The sequence below is a fragment of the Sorangium sp. So ce1335 genome (assembly GCF_051521615.1).
Classification (GTDB): Bacteria; Myxococcota_A; Polyangia; order Polyangiales; family Polyangiaceae; genus Sorangium.
Genome location: NZ_CP150363.1, coordinates 8,744,411 through 8,762,639, shown reverse-complemented (window position 1 = coordinate 8,762,639; position 18,229 = coordinate 8,744,411). Strand labels below are relative to the sequence as shown.

The window sequence follows — 18,229 nt, the reverse complement described above, 5'->3', positions numbered from 1 at the left end:
GACGGAGTGGAGGATCTCGGCGGCGGAGCGAGCGCGGCGGTAGGAGGTCATATTACGAGCATACCAGCGTTGCGGTCTGAGATCGTGAACGAGAAGTGTACCAAGGTGCCGCTCGTCAGTGCCCGGCTGCCGTGCATGAGAACCGTCCTCGGCTGCCCGGGGGTGCAACAGTGGAATCCTCAACGGGACAACCGGTCTTCTGCCTTGAGAGCTCCCCGCGGCTTCGTCGCAACTCGATACACATCGGCGCGGCCGCGGTGTTCCGTGGGGCAGGCCTCCTGCTGTCCCTCCACGCTCGAGGGCCGCCGCAAGCGTGAGCGCGGCCGCGAATCGGGGTAGAAGAGAGCCGCCATGCCCCGCAGGCCCACGGGATCGCTCTTCCGCAACGCCGCTGACGGGCTCTACGTCCGCGTCCTCGTCGGGGACAACGACCGCGAGAGCTTCCCGTTCGACCCAAGCTGACCGAGCAGCAGGCCGACCAGCGCAAGGAGCTCGTCGCCGACCTGGCAGCGTCGAGCGAAACGTCTACGGGCTCGACCGCCACGTGTACCGAGCGCCGGCCGTGTCCCCGTCTCGGCCTTCACGCTCGACGACGCGGAGCGCGTCGGCCGGCCGGTTCCGCGCCCACCTCCAGCTCGCCGGCATGGGGCACCCCGAGCTCTTCGAGGACTCCGACGAGCGCTAGCCGGCGCGCGCACGCCACCCGCTCGACCTTCGTCACCGCCGCCCTCGCGAACGGCCGCAGCGAGACCTGGGTCGCCGACCGGACCGGGCACCGGAGCACCGTCATGAGCCAGACGGCATCGCCGGGCGGCCAGGACGTTTGCAGAGCTGGGCCTTGGCGAGCTAGCTTCCCTCGCCGAGGCGCTCCCCGAGCTGGGGGGCAGGGGGAGCACCACGAGAGACGGCACGGAGGAGGGCGGGGGCGGGACAGTAAGACGAAAAATACAAATAAAATCAACCACTTGGCCCCGTGGCGAAATGGCAGACGCGGTGGATTTAAAATCCGCGGCCCTCGCGGGCGTGCCGGTTCGAGTCCGGCCGGGGCTACTACGCGGAATCATTGGGGAAACTGACCGGCGCGGTCGCCGCTTCCCGCCACCACCGACCCCGTTGCCGCCCTTTCCCGCCGCCTTTTCGGCGCGGAGCTCGGGGATCGCGGCGTCGAGAGGGGCGAGTTCCCCAAGCCCAAGCTCGGCCGCCGTCCTCGCCGCGCGCCGGTAGCGGTTGATCATCTGGCTTGACTTGTGGCCCGTACGATCGGCGATCCAGGTCTCCGAGCGGCCGTTGGCCAAGTTGACGGTGATGAACGTCGCGCGGAGGTCGTGCACCCGGATCGGCTGCCGCGTCTTGCTCGCCTCGAAGAGCTCGGCGCGGGCGACGCCCGCAGCTTGGAGGTGAGCCCGAAAGCGCGCCGCCATGTGGTCGTCGCGGCTGTTGAGTGCGGCGCCGTCCTCGCCCACGAACACCGCCGCGTTGGCCGGCGGGTCGCCGCGGAGGGCGCGCCACGCGCGGAGGGCGCGCACGACATCGGCGCCGAGTGCCCACGCGCGCGGCTCGTCCGTCTTGTTCACGTCGAGGGTCAGCACCCCGCGCTCGAGGTCGACATCCGCGAAGGTCAACCCCGCGGCCTCGCTGGCCCTGCATCCCTCGCGATCCAGGAAGCCGTACAGCACGCGCCAGCAGAGCGGAACGGCAGGGGAGGCGAGAAGGCGCGCGTCCTCGTCGGGATAGAGCCAACCCTTCGCCTTGCCGGTGCCCACCTTGGGCAGGAACCCCTTGGGCAGGGGATTTGCGGCGATGAGCCGGGCGGGGAATACGGCCATCGCCATCATCCGGTGCATCAGCTGGGCGACGTGGCGCCGCGTCGCCGCGGAGCGCGGGGGGAGCGAGCGCATGACCCGCTCCGCGTCGTCCAGCGTGAAGGCCGGGAGGGGGATCGCGCCGACGATCGGGTACACGTAGCGCTCGAGGCGTGACGCGTCCTCGGCTGCGCTGCGCTTCGCCTTCACGTGGTCGGGGTAGAGGCGCGCGAGCTCGCCCGACGTCCACTGCTTCCCGAAGGCCTCGACGGTGCCCCCGACCGGGCCGGCACCGGCGGCAGGCTCCCGCGGGCGCGCCTCGCCCTTGCACAGGGTGTCGACGGCACTACACACGGCCTGGAGCGCCTTGCCGTCGCGCTGCGCCGCGCGCTCGATGAGCCCGCGTGCGACGTCGACCGTGACGTGCTCGGCCCCCCGCAGCTTCGCGGCGAGTTCGGCCAAGATCTCGAGCCGCGCGATGGCCTGCTCCTCGCTTGTGCACGTGGGCAGCGCGAAGTTGGGCCGCAGGTTCGGGCCGAGCTTGACCCGCGCGTACCACCGCCCGCGGCTCTGGTAGACGTTCCCTGTCGCCTTCCGCGGCATGGGTCAGCTCCTCCCCGCCGCTCGCGCGGCGTCGAGCGCTTCGTCGATCCGGTCCCGCAGACGCACCATCGTGGCGAGCTCCGCCGGCGGCATGCGGTCGAGCGGCACGTCGGCCGCGGGCCCGAGCAGGAAGCACAGCGCGGCCGCGACGTGATCGAGCTCGGCAGCGCGCGGCGGCTCGCGACGGAGGGCCTTGCGCCGCCACACCGCGCCGCTCGCGCACGTCCCGGCGTCCGCCGTCGAGGCGCCAGGGCGGCCCGTTGCGCGGCAGCGCGGGCAGCGCGCCACGGCGGGCGGGGCGGCGGGCCTCCCATGGCTGGTGAAGGCCTCGTGCGAGGCGCGGAGCGTGGCGCGCTCGGCGCGCTCGAGGGGCGTCCTCGTGCTCGTCGCCATGGTCAGCCCTTCCACCCCGCGGCGCGCGCATGCGCCCGCACCTGAGTCCGCTTCAACGTCCACCCGCCATCGGACGGCACCGCGGACGCGACGAGCATGCAGAACCACCACCCGCAGCGCCGGGCGGCATCCGGCCCGATCGCGTCGGCTACGAGGGCGAAGGCGAGCTCAAAGGGCCACGCGCCGAAGTCGCCCGCCCCGAAGCCCCGCGGCACGCTGTCGTCGGCGCGAGCCGGCAGGAGCTCCGTGCGATGCCCGCTGCGCTTGATGACCAGAAGCCCATGCTCCGCGCTCCGCACCCCGTAGTAGGCGACCGGCGCGGAGCTCGGCTGCCGCACCGGCCGGGGAGGCGAGAGCAGCATGCTCGCGGCGCGCCGCGAGAGAGGGCGGCGCCGCCGGGCGCGGATGGTGGCGTGCTCGCGGTTCATGACCAGCCCCCCATCTCGTCCGCCTTCGGGATGCCGCGCGCGTGTGCTGCCGGGCGGACGGCGTTCGCCGAGCGCCGAGCGCCGACAGAGCCGGTGCGCCGCCTCGACGCGGGACTTCAGACCCTGGAGCTGCGTGCGGAGCGTCGCAACGTCGATCCCCAGCGCCCTCCCGAACGCGCTTTGAGGGATGGCCACGTCATCGGCGATTACTTCGAGCATCCCGTGGATGCGGGCGGCCCCGTGCTCTCCGGTGAAGCTCCGCTCACGCGGCGAGAATCGCCCGAGCATGCGGGAGTAGAGCTCGACGCAGACCTGCGCGCGGGAAGCGATGGTGTGGAGCTGCATGCCGAAGTCGTCGGGGTTCGGCTCGCCGTGGGCCAAGGCGATCTCGAGCGTGTTCGCGTCCCGCTCGATCGCCTGGATCACGCCGTGCGCGGGATCGAGCTCGACTGGGAAGAGCATCGGGAGGAACTCGGGGATCGTCGCCTTACCGAGGCCGCGCACGTCCGGCCACTTCGTGATGCCGAGGGCGCGGACGTGATGGTCGAGCGGCAGCCCGCGCGCCCTGAGCGGCGGCGCCTTGGCCGGGAGCTCCTCCGCAGGCGGGGTCGCTGCCGGCGGGCGCGAGGCCGGGATGCTGGGCGCACGCTGGCATCCCGCGCCGGGCTTCACGGTGTCCTCGGTGGCGGCTTGGGGCGGCTGTATCTGGCCGAGTCGGCCCGCCTCCGTCGCAAGGGCCTGGTCCCGCTCTGCCTCCGGCGTGCCGGGCTTGCCTTTGCCGACCCGGTGCGCGCCGACCCGGCGGGCGAGGTCGCGAAGGGCATCGGACAGCGCCGCGGGCAGCGGCGTGGCGGTCGTGGTCGCCTTGCGCTTCCGTCGCGGCGGCGCTGCGGGTGCAGACGAGGCCGGGCGAGCGGCGAGGCGTCGGGACGAGCTGCGGCGGCGGTTGATGAACGTGAGCGAATGCTTGGCGCGCACGGGGCGCTTTGATACACGCTTCATGGGTCGACTTCTGGGTTGACAGGGGCTCGATCAAGGGCTCGGCGGGTGCTGCAACACCTTCCGAGCCCACTCTTCTTCTTCGCCTACTTCGCCGGCTTGCGGACCGGCCGCTTGCTTCCTCTCGACGGCGCCGGCTCAGGCGCCGCGGGCTTGTCGGGCTGGTCGTCGGGGTCGGGATGCTCGTCGGAGCCGAGCACCGCTATTCCGTGCTCACGGCAGAGCCGCGCCACGGCGATGCGGACCGCTGCGGCATCGGAGCGCGCGCCGACCTTGGGCCGCAGCTTGCGCACCGCTTCGCGCAATTCGTCGCTCATCGGGACGTTGAGTGTCGCCACTGCACAACGTTGTGCAACGGCGTGCATCCCGTCAACCCTGATGCGCCTGGGGCGTGTCGATTCAGCTGTATCCCGGCGCGAACGTGTGCGGCGCTCGGCGATGAATTTCCTGGCCATGCGCTCGCGACGAGAGCACGCCTTGGAGAGGCCCGGCAGATGCAGCGGTTCGACGCTGCGCGTTATATCTGTCCGCTTTTCACGCAGCTCATTGTCCGGTAACTCCGTCGCTCTGGGTGTCGATGGGCTCGTCTCTGAGTTTGATGTATGCTCGCAATATGCGGAGCACTCGGTGCCCCATGCTAGTGACTTCTGCGTCCGGGGTGGCGCCGGCGTAACCTGTTTGATGGTCGATATATACGCACCCGGACGCGAGCAGTGCGTCGAAACTAGGAGACTTGATCAGCGTATTGTATCGATTTAGTCGAGCTTGACTCTGCTCGTCAGACCAGTTGGAGACTCCCGGAGCGGTTGGGCTGGGTAGCTTGGAGAGCCTGTGTAACTCGAGGACATCCTGAGGGTCAAGCTCCCGGATGGTCCTCTCCGTGCGCGCAATCTCGGCAACGCTCATTGTCGGGTCGATTGAGCCGGCTGCTGCGCACGCGAGCATCCTTCGTCTCTCGTTGATTGCCTCTCTGCTTGCCTCGAAGCTGTAGTTGTCAAAGATGCGGTGAAATTGTGGGTCAGATAATAGGGCATCGATCGCGTCGAGTTTGCACTGGATTGCTTCTAAGTGTTCCTTTTGCTCCTTGGCGGCTACCGCGACTTCCAGCAGCCAATCCTCCTTCTGGGAGTCCCAGGCAACTAGATACTCGGACGTGCGTTTCTCGCGTGCCTGGTTGATCAACTTGGCGAGCTGGGCAAACTTCGAGATAGCAGTGAGAGCGACGGACGTAGATGTGACCGGCATGAGGGCCGATCCTATCAGCGAAACCGGAGGGAGGCCGACGACGCGCCGCCCGGGTTAAGGGGCCCGATCGTCCCGTGGTGCTCGCGGGCCCTCCGGTGCCCTACAGCTCGTCGCGCCGGTCGGAACGAGCGACGCTTCCGGACGCGCTGCACGCGGGGCTGGCTCTCCTGGACCCCCGCGCGGCGAGGTCGACGGGGTGCGCCTCGTGCTCGCCAACGTGACCGCCCGCCGGTCCCTCGCTCCCGAGCATCGCTTACGGACGGGCATGCGCTTGTCTCACGAAATCGTCATCAACCGGGCGGAAATCCTGGTAGCCTCCCGCGCGTAGCTCGGCCGGCCGACCACCGGCGGTGCCGTCGAGGCGATCTCGCAGCAGGGGCCCCTCGCTCTGGCGTAAATTTCCTCTTGACACCGGGCGCTATCATCGCGCGCACGCGCGCGTGCCACAGGTGAACCCGCCGGGCCAAGAAAGCGGACGACGTCAGCGTGCCGACGCTGGTACCCTCCGGCCATGCCGATCGAACCGCCGGACCCGCTGAACCTCGCCCGCATCCTCCAGCACATCCTCGTCTTCGTCGGCCTCGGGACCGCAGTGCTCCCGCGGGTCCTCCAGCGGCCGCGCCGGCAGCGCCGGCAGCCGTAGGAGCGCGCCTCCGCGCCTGGACGGCGCCCGTGCTCCTCGACCCGAGGGACGGGGTTTTTGGCCCATCACGACGCGCGGCGTACCGTCGGCGGGGTGATCCCCACGCTGTACGGCCTCGCCGTCCTGTCGGCGGTCCTCGCCTGGCTGGTCGCGCGGCATCGCCCCGAGCACCGCCCGATCGCGTGGCTCCTCGGGTACGGGCTCGCGTCCGACGTCGTGCGCCGGGTCATCCGGCTTAACGTCTTGCAGCCAGCGCGCGCCGAGCTCGGCGGCGCCCCGTTCACGGGTTGGGTTCGCGTCGCCGGCCACGTCGAGAGCGCGCTCTTCGTCGGCTGGATCGCCGGGGTGGCGGCGCTCGCGGTGTGGATCTTCGGCCGGCGGCGCCCGTGGGGCGTGCTCGCCGTCTACGTCGTGGCGGTCGCGGTCCTCGTCGCCGGCTACCCCACGTTCCGCGGTGAGCTCCTCGGCAAGGCCTACCTCGCCTTGCAGCTCTCGGCGCTGTGCGTGTCGATCGGGTTCCTGCTCCGGTGGTTCGCGAGCCGGGAGCGCGCGACGGTGCACCACGTCGCGACGGGCCTGATCATCATCACAGAGCTGTCGATGCTCGCCGGCCCCTACCGCTTCGGCGTCTTCACGACTTGGGAGCTCGCGCAGTCGATGCTGATTGCGCTATACGTGACGATCATTCCTGTCCAGGGGGTGGCCATATGGCGCCGGACGCCCTAGCCTTCACGCTTGCTCAGCTCGTCTTCTTCCTCGTCGCGATCGTCGTTCGCGAGCGGAGCTATGCCGCCAAGCGGTTGACCCCGGCGGAGCTCGTCGGCCAGGTGCGGCTCGTCCGCGGCCTCATCGCCCGCGCCCTCCACGGGAAGGCGACGAGAGAGGACGTCAAGGACCTCGCACAAGACGTGCTTCTCGCGGCTTGGGAGGCCTCGGAGCAGGATCGCTATCGCCCCGACCCGGATGTGGAGCCGTCGCGCGCGCTGGCGTTCTGGCTCCGGCGGCTGGTCTATCACCGGATCGCCCATCACCTCGAGTCCGCTCGGGTGCGGCGCGAGGAGGTCGTTGCGGAGCCGCCGGGCCCAGAGCATGAGGCGCCGACGCCGGAACAGGCGATCGAGCGCCAGGAGATGCGCGCCGCCTTCCTCGAAGCCATGCGACGGCTGCCCGAGCACGAGAGCGCCGTGATCATGGCTCACGACGTCTTCGAGATCCCGATGGACGACATCGCCGAGCAGCAAGACGTCCCGCGGAGCACGGCCTACAAGTGGCGCGCTCGCGGAATCGACGCGCTGACAAGGGCGCTTCGGCCGCAGCGACGGTGAGCGTCGACGCTCAGAGAAACTGGACCAGCGCAATCCAGCCGTTCGCGCAGCCGAGCCGCTCGTCCGTCGATGGCGGCGAGGGTAGGGCCCAGGAGATAGCTGCCCTGTGCTTTCAGCTCGCGCGGCGTCCGAAGCCCGGGGCGATGATACCACCGATGCAAGGCAGGTAGTCGCCCATGATCTCCCGCGTGCCGCGATGCCCCGGTGGCCGATCGTCGGGCGTCTGGCCTGCGGTGCTCTGCGTGGGCAGCGTGCGTCTCTCCCGCTCCGCATTCTCCGCCCTGATACGCGTGATGATGGCGTCGAGGGCTGCCTGCGCATCCGTCTCGGTCGCGCTGTCCAGGATGGCCTGAATGGTCTCTCTCGTGCTCGGCACGACGCCCTCGAGACGAGCCTGCGACGGCATGTGCATGTTGAACCGGTAGCCCCTTTCGGACGACGTGGCGCCACGCGGCGCGCCCATGCCGCAGCGATACTCGAGGTCACGCAGGTGATCGTTCCACTGTTTCGCCTGCTCTGGCAACGCCATGAACTGGCCGTGGAATACGTGGATCGTCTTGTGGAAGTCGTCCAACGGCTTGATGTCGCTCGCGCCGAGCGCCCGCGCCCCTCTCGCGTCTTCGCGGGCCTCATCCACGACGCCTGAGATCTCGGCGAGATAGCGGCGGATCAGGGCCTCGGCAGCGAGGATCAGATCGACGCTCGGGAGGATCCTCGCCTTCGCGGCGGCGAGGGAAGCGCGCCCCGCCAGGGCGTCCCGCACCTCGCTCGTGCGATCCTCGGCGCGTGCCCGGAGCTCTTCGGCGCGCTCGGGCGCGATGGCCTGCACCTGTGCCTCGAGGGCGGCGAGTTCCACGGCGCTGGCGTCGAGGGCGGCGCGGGTCTCGTCGTGCTCCGCGGTTGCCTGGCGCTGGCGCTCCTCGGCGGACCGGATCGCCTCGAGGATAGCCTGGGCCGGATGCGCGGCGAGGCGAGCAGCGCGGGCCCGCCGCTCGGCCTCGAGGACCGCATGGTGGCGTCGCTCGGCTCGGCCGAGCTCCGCCTCGAGTCGCGCGCGCTGCGCCTCGTGCTCGGCCTGGGCGAGGGCAGCGCGGGCCTGCTGCTCGCGCCGGCCGGCCCGGTCCGCCTGGAGCTTGGCCAGGTCACGAGCGTTCCGCGCGGTGATCACGGCGGCGCCGTTCGCGTCGCTCGGGTCTACGTCGAACGACGCCTCCGCGGTCGCGAGCACCGTCTCGCGCTCGGCCAGGCGCGCGCCCGTCTCTGCCGTGTCGCGCTCCGCCGCGGTCAGCCCTACGCGCGCGTGCTCGATGTCCACCGGCGCGCCGGTCGTCGCCGGCGCCGCGGCGCTCCCCTGCGCCTCGGAGCGCCCGAGCGCCTGCCGAACCACGTTGATCAGCTTCTTCATCTCTTCAGTCTTCCGATCCCCCGGCGAGCAGCCGGGCAAAGGTGGGCGTCATGGCTTGGACCCGCACCGGGGTCCGGGAAAGCGCCCGAGTCGCACGCGACGGGATGCCCATGCGCTCGTCGAGCTCCGCATCGGTGACCGGCGGCGAGGGGCGCTTGGCGCGGGCGTCAATGCGGGCGTCGAGATCCTCATCCGCGAGGACGGATCGAGGCGAGGTAGGGAGAGCCGGCCTTTCGCGGCGCTCAGCACGCGAGAAGGAGGGTCGGCCGGCGGGCTCCCGGCGGAGCATCTCGGCCACGCGCGGCGGCTCCCTGCGGAGCGCCTCGAGCACGCTGGGAGGCTCGCGGCGGAGCGCCTCGACCAGCGGTGAAAATCTGCGGCGCTGCGCGGCGCTCACGACCGCCCCGCTCCGCGTTCGGTCGGCCGCGCCGGCCGCCCGCTGCCCCGGGGCTTCCTCGGGCCCGTCGTGAGCTCCCCCGGGACACGCCTCTTGCGCCGCGGCGCCTTCGCCCCTGCGCGGCCCGCGTCGCGCTTCCTCGACTTGTTCTTGGCGGTCGAGACCGCCTTGCAGCTCTTGGTCGACACCATGTCTCGCTTCCTCACGCCGCGGCGTGATTCGTGATCTCCTCGGCGCGGTGCCCGGAGGACGCCGCGCGCTCGCGATCCATCACGTCGAGGCCTTTCTCCATCGCCTCGCGCGCCACATCGGAGAACGAGCGGATCTTGTCTCCGTGGGCTCGATGCCGGTGCACACGCCGCTCGAGCGCGTCGCCCATGAACACCGAAACTGGACGCTTGCTCATAGGCTCGTAACTTGAGCAATTGAGTGCCTCTGGTCTAGGGAGAATCGCAGCCTGCGTGTCGATTGCGCATCGTGCAACATGATGTTGCACAGCGGTGGAGTCAGCCATCTCGTGGTGGCAGCGAAGCTCTCAGCCGGCGCGCTGCGCCCCGAGCGCACGCGGCAGATCGTCAGCCAGACGCGGTGGCCGGGGGGAGGCCTTGAGCGCCGCGGCGATGGCCTGCACCTCTGTGTCCAGCAGGCGACCTTGCTCGTCCGCAGGTCGGGGGCGAGCTCCCACGGGCGACGGCCAGCCCGAGCGCAAGGAGCTCACCGGGGTAGCTTGAACAGCCGCGCGCGGAGCTCGGCCAGGGTTGTGGCGGGCGGCCCCTCCTGGGGCGAGGCGGCGAGCTCCGACGCCGCGACGGCCGCACCGCGCGCCGCGCCGGCCGCCCTCGACGCCCCCGCCCCGAGGCGATCGCCAGCCGATCGATCGCCGCCTGCGCAGAGAGCGCCGTTTTCCAGTTGTTCGAGTCTGCCGCCTTGTCGCGGATCCTACCGTAGAACGCGAGCGACGCCTCGAGCGCGGCGTCCGCCGAGCCGCTCTGCTCCGCGCATAGCGCCGCGGCGTCGACGACCAGGCCGACAACATCGTCCGCCGTCAGGTCCGACGCTTTCGCGAGGCTCAGCACCGACGCCCGCCCTGTTCACTCCCCGCGTGTGATCAGGTTGGCGATCGCCAGCCGCAGCCCCTCGACACCCGGCGCCGGCCACCCGCCGCCGGACGCCGCGCCCCCGGCGTTAAGGGCGACGCCCGAGGCCCCCCGCTCGCGAGCGCGAGCGGCCCGGCCGCAGCGGACGCCGGCGTCGGCGCCGGCGCCGCGGCAGGCACCGCCGGAGGCGTTCCCGGAGACACGCGACGTCCCACGCCTCCGCGGAGACGCCCATGCGTGCCTGTTTCCAGGCCGGCCCGAGATCGCCACCCCCGGCGGAGGCTGCTTGCCCGCGATCCAGCGATGCACCGTCGCAGGCGCCAGGCCGAGCTCCCGCGCCGCCGCGCGCACGCCACCCCGCGCCGCCACCCATCGCTCGAGCTCCACCGAGCCGCGCGACCTCACCCGGCCCCCCATCGCGTTATCGCCGAAAGTGTTTCCGCATCCCCGGCCCGAACCCCCCGCGCAGGCGAGACGAGCCCCCGGGGCCTCAGACCCCCCGGATACTGTTCAAGGGGGATGTGGGAGAGGTAGGTGCGCCCCGGGGGCTCGCCCTGCTCCTCGTCGCGGGGCACATGGGGTACATGGGGCACATGGTTCCTTAGACCTCGCGGGCGAGATCAGGATTTTTCTCGCGTGTGCTGGCTCACGTGCCATCGAGAAAAAAACAGATCGCGCCTGAAGAGACTCCGGGAGCATCACCCCCATATGCCCCATGTGCCCCGGACCGGATCGGCGCCGCGCTCCCGCACGTCGGCTACGGGCAAGAGATTCCCATCGGCAGCGGCTCACAGCCACCGAGACCGCGGCGGTGAGAGCAGCACCCGCGGCGCGTACCGTGGCAGCGGCAGGTGGGGGCCTTGGTTCCGTACCGGCTCAGTCCCACTACCGGAGACGCCGTCCGGTGCTGCGGACGAGGAGCCCGTCGCGCGGGGTTCCGTCCGAGCCTAGTCCGAGCCGATCAGCGACCTTGCCGATGTAGCAGACGTTGTCGGTGGAGCCGCAGACGAAGAGTTGCTTGGTGCACTCGATCGTGTTCACCCGCGCGTAGCTCGCGCCGTGCTCGGCGCCGTACTTGCTCGCCACGTCAATGGGCATGGCGTCGCACGCCTTCCGGGCCGCGTCGCAGGCGCCATCCGGAAGTGACCGCCGGCGCAGCGCTGGCGTGAGCGCCGCCCGGTGCTGCTCAAGCCACGCAACGACGTCGGCGTGGTAGCGCTCCTGGCCGTCGATGTACGCCCGGTGGGCCTGCTCGATGTCCTTCCCGCAGGCGCTCGATGCGATGGTGCCGGTGGGCATCTTCGCCTGTTGCGCGCGGATCTTCGTGTGCGCCTCCTTGGCGCAGGAGAGCAGAGCGTCGAACCCCACCGTCTTGTCGTGGCAGGTCGACCAGTCCCAGTCGGCGCCGCCCACGGCCTGCCCGATCGGGTACAGCGCACGCAGCACGCGCACGACGTCATCGGCCTCGAGGTCGGCCGGGTGAGCGGGCTTGGGCTGCGCGGCGACAGTAGACGGCCGGGCGACGGGGCGCTGCTCGTTCTTGATGACGAGGACGGCGATCGTCCAAGCGACGAGCCCGCCGAGCAGCGCGAGCGCCAGATACTGCCGGCAGCCGAGCGGCTGCCTTGCCGGCCCTGACCGGCCCCCGTCGGCCTCCACGCCGAGCGCCTGAGCGCACGCCGCGCAGTGCTTCTTCCCCGCCGGCGCCCGCATGTCACACCGCTCGCAACGTGTCGGGTTCTCGTCCCCCATGCAACCAGGATACCAGGAACCGCGTCACCAGGCGTCATCTTGACGCCTGCACCGGGAACCGGTGGCACTCTACGCCCCTTACGATCGCCTCGTCGGGACGACGGCCCACACGAAAGCGCCGCCGCTCTTCCAAGCGTGCAGCTTGCGCCCGCCGACGTTGCGGTTCCTGTACCGGCGCAGCAGGTAGCCCACCTGCTTCACGTTCGGCAGCTTGCCCGCCGGGACGCCAGAGACGAGCTCGGCCAGGGCAGCGCGGAGCACCGGCCACTTCGCCGGCTTCGGCGCGTGCTGCATGCGCATGGCGGCTCGGTCCGCATCGTCCTGCTGAAGAGCGTCGAGCACCTGAGCGACGGTGCACGCTTGGCGCTCCGGGGAGATGTCCGCGCAGGCCTTCGCCCAGCCGGCGACGAGCTGCTCGATCGCCGCCGCCTCCGGGTCGTCCTCATCGTCGGCGGAGCCGCGCGCCTCGCCGGGGTCCGGCAGCCCGAGCCACACGATCGCGCCGCGCACGACACGCGACCACTCATCGAACGAGCCCCACGACTGCATCCGCGGCTGCAAGGTATGCACGTGCGCGCCTGTCGCGGCCCACGCGCGGAGGATGGTCAGGGCGGCGGAGACGAGCTCGGCGCGGTGCTCTCGGACGTAGGCGATCAGGTTTGGCCGGCGCACGTCGTCGCGCGTCTCTGGTTTCTCGAGGGGGCTGTCGATGCGGATGACGCAGCAGCGGCGCGCGGTGTCGCCCCTGAAAGCCACGTTGTTGCCCGTGCCGTACCACGTCGCGAGCATGGGGAGCTGCGGTCGGGTGTTGCTGCCGAGGAGCCGCTCTCCCCAGACCACATCGGTCAGCGCCTTGTCCAGGGTCCCGCTGCCGAGGGGGCGGGTGATGTTGTCGACCAGGACGAGCGGATCGCCCTCGAGAGCGATGCACGTGATCCGCTTCCGCTCCTCCTCTTCGTTGTCGACCTGGGCCATGGTGGCCATGGGCCGGCCCGTGACGATCTCCCCGACGAGCCTCGCGAGCAGCGTCTTCCCGACGCCGCGCACGTTGCCCGAGATGACGAACATCGGCGCGGGCCCCGCGAACGCGAACCGTGCGAGCGGCGTCAGGAGCGACGCGAGCCAGGCGGCGCGGTGCACCTCGGTCTCGAAGGGGAAGTCGCTCACCACGTCGAGCAGCCGATCGGCCGCTGCGCGCGCGTGCTCTCTCGTGGGCCTGTGCGGGATGGCGGGGAAGTCGAGCGACGGCGCGTGGAGAATGCCGCTGCGCGCGTCATACCCGGGCACCTCGATCAAGCTGCCATCGTGGCGCAACACGGGGCACTCGGTGATGGCGGTGAGCCGGGGCATCCCTTCCCACTCGCCGCGCTCGGACACAGCGCGGACGCTCCAGTCGGGCGGATGCGCGGGGGTCATGGTCGTCTCGCCCGTCTCGCGATCGGTGCTCGGCCGGACCCACCGCGCCGCGACCGTCAGCAGCTCTCGGAGGCGCGGTTGCGGGATTGGTCGGATGCGGAGCGCGCCCTCTGCGCGGGCGAGCCACGGGATCGTCGCCTGCTCCCGCACGGTGTCGACCAGCATCCAGCCGCGCTGGTAGACACCGGCGACGCTCGTAAGCGCCTGTACCGCCGCGTCGTTGACCTCGTGCTCCTCGGTCGACACGACGATCTCGAGGCGGTCATCAAGTGCCGCTGCTCCGCCGTCGTTCGCCGGCGCTCTCCTCGAGGACTTGCGGAAGACCCGGACGGCCTTCTTCCAGCTGTTGACGCCCACGCCGCGTGCCTTGAGACCCTCGTACAGCTCGGCCCATTCGGGCGAGCGCTCGGAGAGCCCGGCGGCGAGGGTGAGCACGTGAGACGCGAGCGCGGCCGCGCTTCGCTTCTCCCGGGGCCGTGCCTCGATCTCGACCAGCACCGCGGCGATGGGCGACAGCTCAAACGCGATCGCCTCGCGCTCGATGTCGGCTTCTGCGGCCTGCGGAGGGGTCACGCTGCCTCCATCGGCTCGGTCTCCCGAGCCTTCCGGGCAAACCGGAACAGCATCGCGAGGGCGATGCGCGCGGCTTCTTCATGGCGGTCGCCCGCCCAGATGACCGGAACGCCGTAGGCGATGTGGAACGCGACTGCGGAGCCGAGGCTCGACTGTGGCAGCGCGCGTGAGCGGTACGCGTGCGCGGCGACATCGAGCACCGAAGCCTCGACCACGATGGCCTTGAGGTCGTACGCCTTGAGTCGCTCGAGCTCCTGGATGAAGCGGGCCCGCTCGTGCGTGCACGCGTTCACGAAGTCCCCGAGCTCCTTGCGCTCGATCGCGACGCGCGTCTCGAGGCCCTGGACCGAGTAGTCCTCAGCGGGGAGGGCGGCGCGCACGGTCGCCACGTCATCGGGGAAGCGCCACGGACGCTGCTCGCGCGTGTCGACCACGACCACGAGATCGGCGAGGGGGGCGATCACGGGGTCACCTCGATCGGTTCGGGCTGCTCCAGCAGCGCCAGGGCGCGACGGAGCTCCTCTCGCGCGGCGTCTCGTCCGCCGGGCCGGCGGAGAGCCCTCACCGCCGCTTCTGCGGCGCGGAGGGCGCGCCGGCATCGGGCAAGCGCGACGAGTTCGTCCATCGCCACGTCCAGGCGCTCAGGCGTGCACGTCCTCAGCATCAAACCGCGGCGATAGCCGCGCATCTCGGGGAGCATGAGCTCCGGAGCGAGCTCCCCCGTGGCGACGGCCAAGGCGAGCTCATGGTGCCACGGCGCGGCGAAGAGCGCCGGCGGCAGTGGGCACGCGCCGCGCAGCATGGCGCCGAGCACGTCGGCCTCGGCCTCGTAGTCGTAGAGCGGCTCTGCGGCCCGCCGCCGGCGGATGCGCGCCGCGTTCCGCGCGGCGAGAAAGACGGCGAGCCCTGCTGTGAGCTCATGCAGGGCGCGCCGCTGCTCGGTCAGGAGGCCTTTCAGATAGACGCACCGCTCGCAACGCGGCGCCGGGCGTGCCGGTGCCTGCCTCGGAGCGAGGTACTGCCGCGGCGGCTGGTAGGTCGCGGCGCTGGTCATGCTTCACCCCCGGGCGCGTTCGTGAAGCTCGGCTGCTCGATCGCCGCGATGGTCACGCCGTAGCTCGGGACCATCAGAAGCACGTAGAGGAAGCCGGCGGGCGGCGGCTCCCTGCGGAGGCGCGCGGCGATGCGCGACGCTTCGAGCTCGCCGCAGATCTCGACGGCCCGAGCGCGGGACACCGCGTGCAGCTCCAGAACCACGAGATCTGCGTCGTGAGCGATGACCACCCCGACGCCGCCGCTCGGAACGAGCTCTGCGAGCTTCCGATAGGCGCTCCGGAGCTGCGCCGGCAGCTCCGCGGCCCCAGCCATATACCGGGGCACGTCGGGATCAGCTGCTCGCGCCCGGCTCATCGTCGCCCCCCCACGCGCTCGAGGCCGAGCTCGTGCAGCACCGCATCGGCGGTCGGCTCGTTCGGGTCGTCGGCCGGGACAGCCTCTGGCGGCTTCGGCTTGGCGCCGTGCGCTTCGATGTAGGTGTCCAGCTCGCTCCGCCGGACGAGCCAGCGCTTCCCCACCTTCCAGGCCGGGAACGCCCCAATACGGGCCAGCTTGCAGTGCTCGCGCCGGCCAAGAGGGCTGTCCTCCTGGCTAACCCACGGGTCGCCATCCCCCTTGGCGGCCTGGAGCTCGGCCTTCACGAGCTGCCGCACGCCGTCGAAGATCGCGGCGATCGCGGTGTTGATGACGGCCTCTCCCTTGCTCAGGGGGGCACTGTCAGGCATCCTTCCCATCGTTCGTCCACCTTGCGGCGCCCCGGGTGACTCGACATCAACCGGCGGCGCCGCTTCCTTCTCAGGCCTTCACCACCGGAACCGGAGAGCTCTGCAACTGCGCCAGTTGTCGCTGTGCGAGCTCGATTCGCTCCCTGAGCGCCGGGCGGACATTCCCCTTTTTCAGGAACGTTCGTACCGTGCGCGGGTCTGCGCCCGACAAGCCAGCGAGTACCAAAACCCTCTGTGTCTGCGTCAACTGCTGCATGTCCCGCAACATGACGCATCCCCCGCTAATGCATTTAGCATTCGTTCGGGCGCCCCTTCGTGTGCTTAGGAGTTCGACCGCTCGCCCCTCCGCGCCGGCTGGCGCGTCGGTCCGACAGCTCGAACGCCGCTCGCCTCGTGCGAGCTCGGCGACTGCCCGAGCACCCTCGCGAGCGTCGCGTGGAGCGCGCGCACGGTGTCGAGGTCTCCGAGGGCGGCGGCGAGGCGGATGCTCTCCCCGAGCTGCGCCAGCAGGGCGGCCTCGGTCGTCAGCACGGCCGCTCCCGCCGACGGGAGCGCCGGCGCCGCCACGACGTTGACGGCCAGGTCGGGCGCGGCGACGCTCGACCCGTCATCCGCTCCCCGCGGCGATGTCAAGGTGCTCGGCGCCTCGTCGCCCGGCTCGACCGAAAGGGCGGACGGGTCGCCGGAACGGGCGGCAGCGGTCCCTCCGGGTCGCCCCTGGTCGCCATCGCCCCCCGGTTTTCCGGCCGTTAGCGCCGCTTCGCGTCTTGGCGGATCTGTCCGCCCGGCTTTAAAATCCGCGGCCCGTACGGGCGTGCCGGTTCGAGTCCGGCCGGGGCTACCTCGTGATGCGGCGTGTCGATCTCCCTCCTCCCCCCGGGGGGATCTGAGCTTCACCCCGGAGGCTGCCGCGAGCTACCGGGTGGGCTGAGCTTCGGCCAGCAGGTGCCGAGGCACCGGCCACCGCTCCGCCCGGCCGGCTCACGGGCGTCTACAAGGTCCGCGCTTCGCGCTGCGCGCCTCGCACACCTCTCTCCTTGCCGGGGGCGATCGCCCGGCCCCGCATCAGCTACGCGCTCTGCCTGTGCCCCCGGCGTCTCACACCGCCCGCGGTGGTGGAGCGCGTCCCCGCATCTGCGGTTACCGGGCCCTCCTCCCTCTCACGGCGGCAGCGCCCTGAGCAGCTTGCCCACTTCGAGCGGGGGCGGTGTCGTTCTCTGCCCCTCGTTCTCTCCCCCTCGCGACGCCGCCCTGCCTTGCCCGAGACGTCGCGCCGCCGTCATGGCCGATGGCCTCCTGTCGCGGTCTGAAGGGGGAGGCCGTGTGCTGCTCGTTTCATGTCCGCCGGGCTCGACAAACCAGGTGGACTCGATTAATGGGAGCGCCACGATTCATGGATCTGGACATCGACTGTTTGCGTGAGGCCAAGGTAGAGAACGTAGAACGGCTTGCGCACGCTCTGGGCGTCAGGCTCCCCGAGCACAAGCGCCACGACAAGCGCGCTTACTCCCGCGAGTTGATCCGCGTCGTGATGCAGGGCATCCGGCGCGATGCCGAGCGCTCGCGCGGCCGCCGGTTCTTCGGCCGTAGCTGAAATTTCAGCTCCTGTAACAACCCCATCGAAGGGAGCGGGCCGAAGCTGCCTCGCTCGTCGGCTCAACCGGGCCCTCTCGTGGACGCGGCCTGTTCTCCGTGGCGCTCCATGCGTCCATGTCTCTCGGCACCACGGTAGGCCCCCGGCGGGGCTGTTCGCTGCGCGGTGTGGGGGATGGGCCGATGTTTGAGGCGCAGAGATCAGCTCGGGCTTCCCGCCCGTCCCTCCTGCCGGCCCCCTGCCGACGCCGCTCCCCTCCGCTCAGCGCTCCTCCCGCGCCCCCCGCCCCGCGCGCCCCTCCGGGGGCTGCCGCCCTCCCGGGGGCTACCGCGCCTGCGGCTTGCTCCGCACGGCCAGCCGGCTCCCCGTCACGCGGCTCCGCGCCGCCAGCAGCAGCGGCGCCGCCGGCGTGAGCGGGTCGACGAGGTCGTTCACCTGGAGCATCGCCTTGTCCGTCACCTTCCACGCCGCCGCCTGGCCCGACGCCCCCTGCTGCGGCGACCCCGCCAGGTCCAGCGCCCGGCTCAGCTCCCGGCCCACCCGCGCGATCCGGGCGAGATCCTCCCGCGACGCCCCCCCGTCCTTCGCCGCCGCGTAGATCGCCCGAACCACCCCAAGCAGATCTCGCACGGCATCGAATGGAAACGGCGGGGTGCTGACCGGAATGGGCACTGCGCCAATGTACAGCAACTCGCCGCGCAATGGAGCATTCGCATTCCGATAACTCGCATCAGATTTCCACAGGATCGTCTCCGTTGTACTTACGCAAACAGAAA

At 71.0% G+C, this 18,229-nt stretch carries 20 protein-coding genes, 1 tRNA gene and 1 pseudogene; 6 read left to right on the top strand and 16 right to left on the bottom strand.

What is annotated here, in order from left to right; translation table 11 throughout:
• Window positions 1-562: 562 nt before the first annotated feature.
• Both WMF24_RS32405 and WMF24_RS32400 read left to right on the top strand, forming a co-directional pair.
• Window positions 563-685, top strand: a complete 123-nt coding sequence (locus WMF24_RS32405) for a hypothetical protein (RefSeq protein WP_437731294.1) — start codon at window positions 563-565, stop codon at window positions 683-685.
• 282 nt (window positions 686-967) lie between these two features.
• Window positions 968-1,050 (top strand) — tRNA-Leu (locus WMF24_RS32400).
• A 218-nt stretch (window positions 1,051-1,268) separates the two neighbouring features.
• On the opposite strand, the pseudogene WMF24_RS32395 reads toward WMF24_RS32400, so the two are convergent.
• From WMF24_RS32395 to WMF24_RS32375, 5 genes and pseudogenes are all read right to left on the bottom strand, one after another.
• Window positions 1,269-1,826, bottom strand: a pseudogene (locus WMF24_RS32395) (tyrosine-type recombinase/integrase); the annotation flags it as partial.
• Window positions 1,827-2,408: 582 nt separating this feature from the next.
• Window positions 2,409-2,798, bottom strand: a complete 390-nt coding sequence (locus WMF24_RS32390; protein ID WP_437731293.1) for a hypothetical protein — start codon at window positions 2,796-2,798, stop codon at window positions 2,409-2,411.
• Between the two features lie 2 nt (window positions 2,799-2,800).
• Complete coding sequence (locus WMF24_RS32385; protein WP_437731292.1) at window positions 2,801-4,228, bottom strand: hypothetical protein; 1,428 nt, start codon at window positions 4,226-4,228, stop codon at window positions 2,801-2,803.
• Window positions 4,229-4,311: 83 nt separating this feature from the next.
• Window positions 4,312-4,563 (bottom strand): hypothetical protein, encoded by a 252-nt coding sequence (locus tag WMF24_RS32380; protein ID WP_437731291.1) that lies wholly within the window; start codon window positions 4,561-4,563, stop codon window positions 4,312-4,314.
• A gap of 205 nt (window positions 4,564-4,768) precedes the next feature.
• Window positions 4,769-5,470 (bottom strand): hypothetical protein, encoded by a 702-nt coding sequence (locus WMF24_RS32375; protein WP_437731290.1) that lies wholly within the window; start codon window positions 5,468-5,470, stop codon window positions 4,769-4,771.
• A gap of 511 nt (window positions 5,471-5,981) precedes the next feature.
• Here WMF24_RS32375 and WMF24_RS32370 point away from each other — a divergent pair.
• The 3 genes from WMF24_RS32370 to WMF24_RS32360 all read left to right on the top strand — a co-directional run bounded on the left by WMF24_RS32370 (window position 5,982) and on the right by WMF24_RS32360 (window position 7,438).
• Entirely contained in the window at window positions 5,982-6,113 is a 132-nt protein-coding gene (locus WMF24_RS32370; RefSeq protein WP_437731289.1) for a hypothetical protein, read from the top strand.
• A 93-nt stretch (window positions 6,114-6,206) separates the two neighbouring features.
• Window positions 6,207-6,839, top strand: a complete 633-nt coding sequence (locus tag WMF24_RS32365) for a hypothetical protein (protein ID WP_437731288.1) — start codon at window positions 6,207-6,209, stop codon at window positions 6,837-6,839.
• Window positions 6,752-7,438 (top strand): RNA polymerase sigma factor, encoded by a 687-nt coding sequence (locus WMF24_RS32360; protein WP_437731287.1) that lies wholly within the window; start codon window positions 6,752-6,754, stop codon window positions 7,436-7,438. Before WMF24_RS32365 ends, WMF24_RS32360 begins: the two co-directional genes overlap by 88 nt.
• Window positions 7,439-7,550: 112 nt before the next feature.
• On the opposite strand, the gene WMF24_RS32355 is transcribed toward WMF24_RS32360, so the two are convergent.
• The 10 genes from WMF24_RS32355 to WMF24_RS32310 all read right to left on the bottom strand — a co-directional run bounded on the left by WMF24_RS32355 (window position 7,551) and on the right by WMF24_RS32310 (window position 16,492).
• Window positions 7,551-8,843 carry a hypothetical protein gene (locus tag WMF24_RS32355; protein ID WP_437731286.1) on the bottom strand — a complete coding sequence of 431 codons (1,293 nt, stop codon included), beginning with the start codon at window positions 8,841-8,843 and terminating at the stop codon, window positions 7,551-7,553.
• 4 nt (window positions 8,844-8,847) lie between these two features.
• Window positions 8,848-9,240 (bottom strand): hypothetical protein, encoded by a 393-nt coding sequence (locus WMF24_RS32350; protein ID WP_437731285.1) that lies wholly within the window; start codon window positions 9,238-9,240, stop codon window positions 8,848-8,850.
• A 202-nt stretch (window positions 9,241-9,442) separates the two neighbouring features.
• Complete coding sequence (locus tag WMF24_RS32345; RefSeq protein WP_437731284.1) at window positions 9,443-9,646, bottom strand: hypothetical protein; 204 nt, start codon at window positions 9,644-9,646, stop codon at window positions 9,443-9,445.
• A 1,576-nt stretch (window positions 9,647-11,222) separates the two neighbouring features.
• The gene (locus tag WMF24_RS32340) at window positions 11,223-12,089 is read right to left on the bottom strand and encodes a hypothetical protein (RefSeq protein WP_437731283.1); all 867 of its coding nucleotides are present in this window, start codon (window positions 12,087-12,089) and stop codon (window positions 11,223-11,225) included.
• A gap of 78 nt (window positions 12,090-12,167) precedes the next feature.
• The gene (locus WMF24_RS32335; RefSeq protein WP_437731282.1) at window positions 12,168-14,078 is read right to left on the bottom strand and encodes a hypothetical protein; all 1,911 of its coding nucleotides are present in this window, start codon (window positions 14,076-14,078) and stop codon (window positions 12,168-12,170) included.
• On the bottom strand, window positions 14,075-14,542 hold the full coding sequence (locus WMF24_RS32330) for an ERCC4 domain-containing protein (protein ID WP_437731281.1): 468 nt from the start codon (window positions 14,540-14,542) through the stop codon (window positions 14,075-14,077). The genes WMF24_RS32335 and WMF24_RS32330 overlap by 4 nt, the downstream gene beginning before the upstream one ends.
• Window positions 14,539-15,132 (bottom strand): hypothetical protein, encoded by a 594-nt coding sequence (locus WMF24_RS32325; RefSeq protein WP_437731280.1) that lies wholly within the window; start codon window positions 15,130-15,132, stop codon window positions 14,539-14,541. Before WMF24_RS32325 ends, WMF24_RS32330 begins: the two co-directional genes overlap by 4 nt.
• Window positions 15,129-15,446 (bottom strand): hypothetical protein, encoded by a 318-nt coding sequence (locus WMF24_RS32320; protein WP_437731279.1) that lies wholly within the window; start codon window positions 15,444-15,446, stop codon window positions 15,129-15,131. The genes WMF24_RS32325 and WMF24_RS32320 overlap by 4 nt, the downstream gene beginning before the upstream one ends.
• A 38-nt stretch (window positions 15,447-15,484) precedes the next feature.
• Window positions 15,485-15,859: a helix-turn-helix domain-containing protein gene (locus tag WMF24_RS32315; protein ID WP_437731278.1), complete on the bottom strand. Its 375-nt coding sequence runs from the start codon at window positions 15,857-15,859 to the stop codon at window positions 15,485-15,487.
• A gap of 321 nt (window positions 15,860-16,180) precedes the next feature.
• Window positions 16,181-16,492 carry a hypothetical protein gene (locus tag WMF24_RS32310; protein WP_437731277.1) on the bottom strand — a complete coding sequence of 104 codons (312 nt, stop codon included), beginning with the start codon at window positions 16,490-16,492 and terminating at the stop codon, window positions 16,181-16,183.
• Window positions 16,493-17,252: 760 nt separating this feature from the next.
• Between WMF24_RS32310 and WMF24_RS32305 the strand changes: the two genes are divergently transcribed.
• Window positions 17,253-17,453, top strand: coding sequence for a hypothetical protein (locus WMF24_RS32305; RefSeq protein WP_437731276.1), 201 nt, complete (start codon window positions 17,253-17,255; stop codon window positions 17,451-17,453).
• 324 nt (window positions 17,454-17,777) lie between these two features.
• On the opposite strand, the gene WMF24_RS32300 is transcribed toward WMF24_RS32305, so the two are convergent.
• A complete protein-coding gene (locus WMF24_RS32300; RefSeq protein ID WP_437731275.1) occupies window positions 17,778-18,083 on the bottom strand; it encodes a hypothetical protein in 306 nt (101 codons plus the stop codon).
• Window positions 18,084-18,229 lie beyond the last annotated feature (146 nt).

Coding starts and splice junctions, on each gene's coding strand:
- WMF24_RS32390 (WP_437731293.1), bottom strand. CDS start 2,798: ATGGCGACGAGCACGAGGACGCCCCTCGAGCGCGCCGAGCGCGCCACG.
- WMF24_RS32385 (WP_437731292.1), bottom strand. CDS start 4,228: ATGAAGCGTGTATCAAAGCGCCCCGTGCGCGCCAAGCATTCGCTCACG.
- WMF24_RS32375 (WP_437731290.1), bottom strand. CDS start 5,470: ATGCCGGTCACATCTACGTCCGTCGCTCTCACTGCTATCTCGAAGTTT.
- WMF24_RS32370 (WP_437731289.1), top strand. CDS start 5,982: ATGCCGATCGAACCGCCGGACCCGCTGAACCTCGCCCGCATCCTCCAG.
- WMF24_RS32355 (WP_437731286.1), bottom strand. CDS start 8,843: ATGAAGAAGCTGATCAACGTGGTTCGGCAGGCGCTCGGGCGCTCCGAG.
- WMF24_RS32345 (WP_437731284.1), bottom strand. CDS start 9,646: ATGAGCAAGCGTCCAGTTTCGGTGTTCATGGGCGACGCGCTCGAGCGG.
- WMF24_RS32340 (WP_437731283.1), bottom strand. CDS start 12,089: ATGGGGGACGAGAACCCGACACGTTGCGAGCGGTGTGACATGCGGGCG.
- WMF24_RS32325 (WP_437731280.1), bottom strand. CDS start 15,132: ATGACCAGCGCCGCGACCTACCAGCCGCCGCGGCAGTACCTCGCTCCG.
- WMF24_RS32320 (WP_437731279.1), bottom strand. CDS start 15,446: ATGGCTGGGGCCGCGGAGCTGCCGGCGCAGCTCCGGAGCGCCTATCGG.
- WMF24_RS32315 (WP_437731278.1), bottom strand. CDS start 15,859: ATGCCTGACAGTGCCCCCCTGAGCAAGGGAGAGGCCGTCATCAACACC.
- WMF24_RS32305 (WP_437731276.1), top strand. CDS start 17,253: ATGGATCTGGACATCGACTGTTTGCGTGAGGCCAAGGTAGAGAACGTA.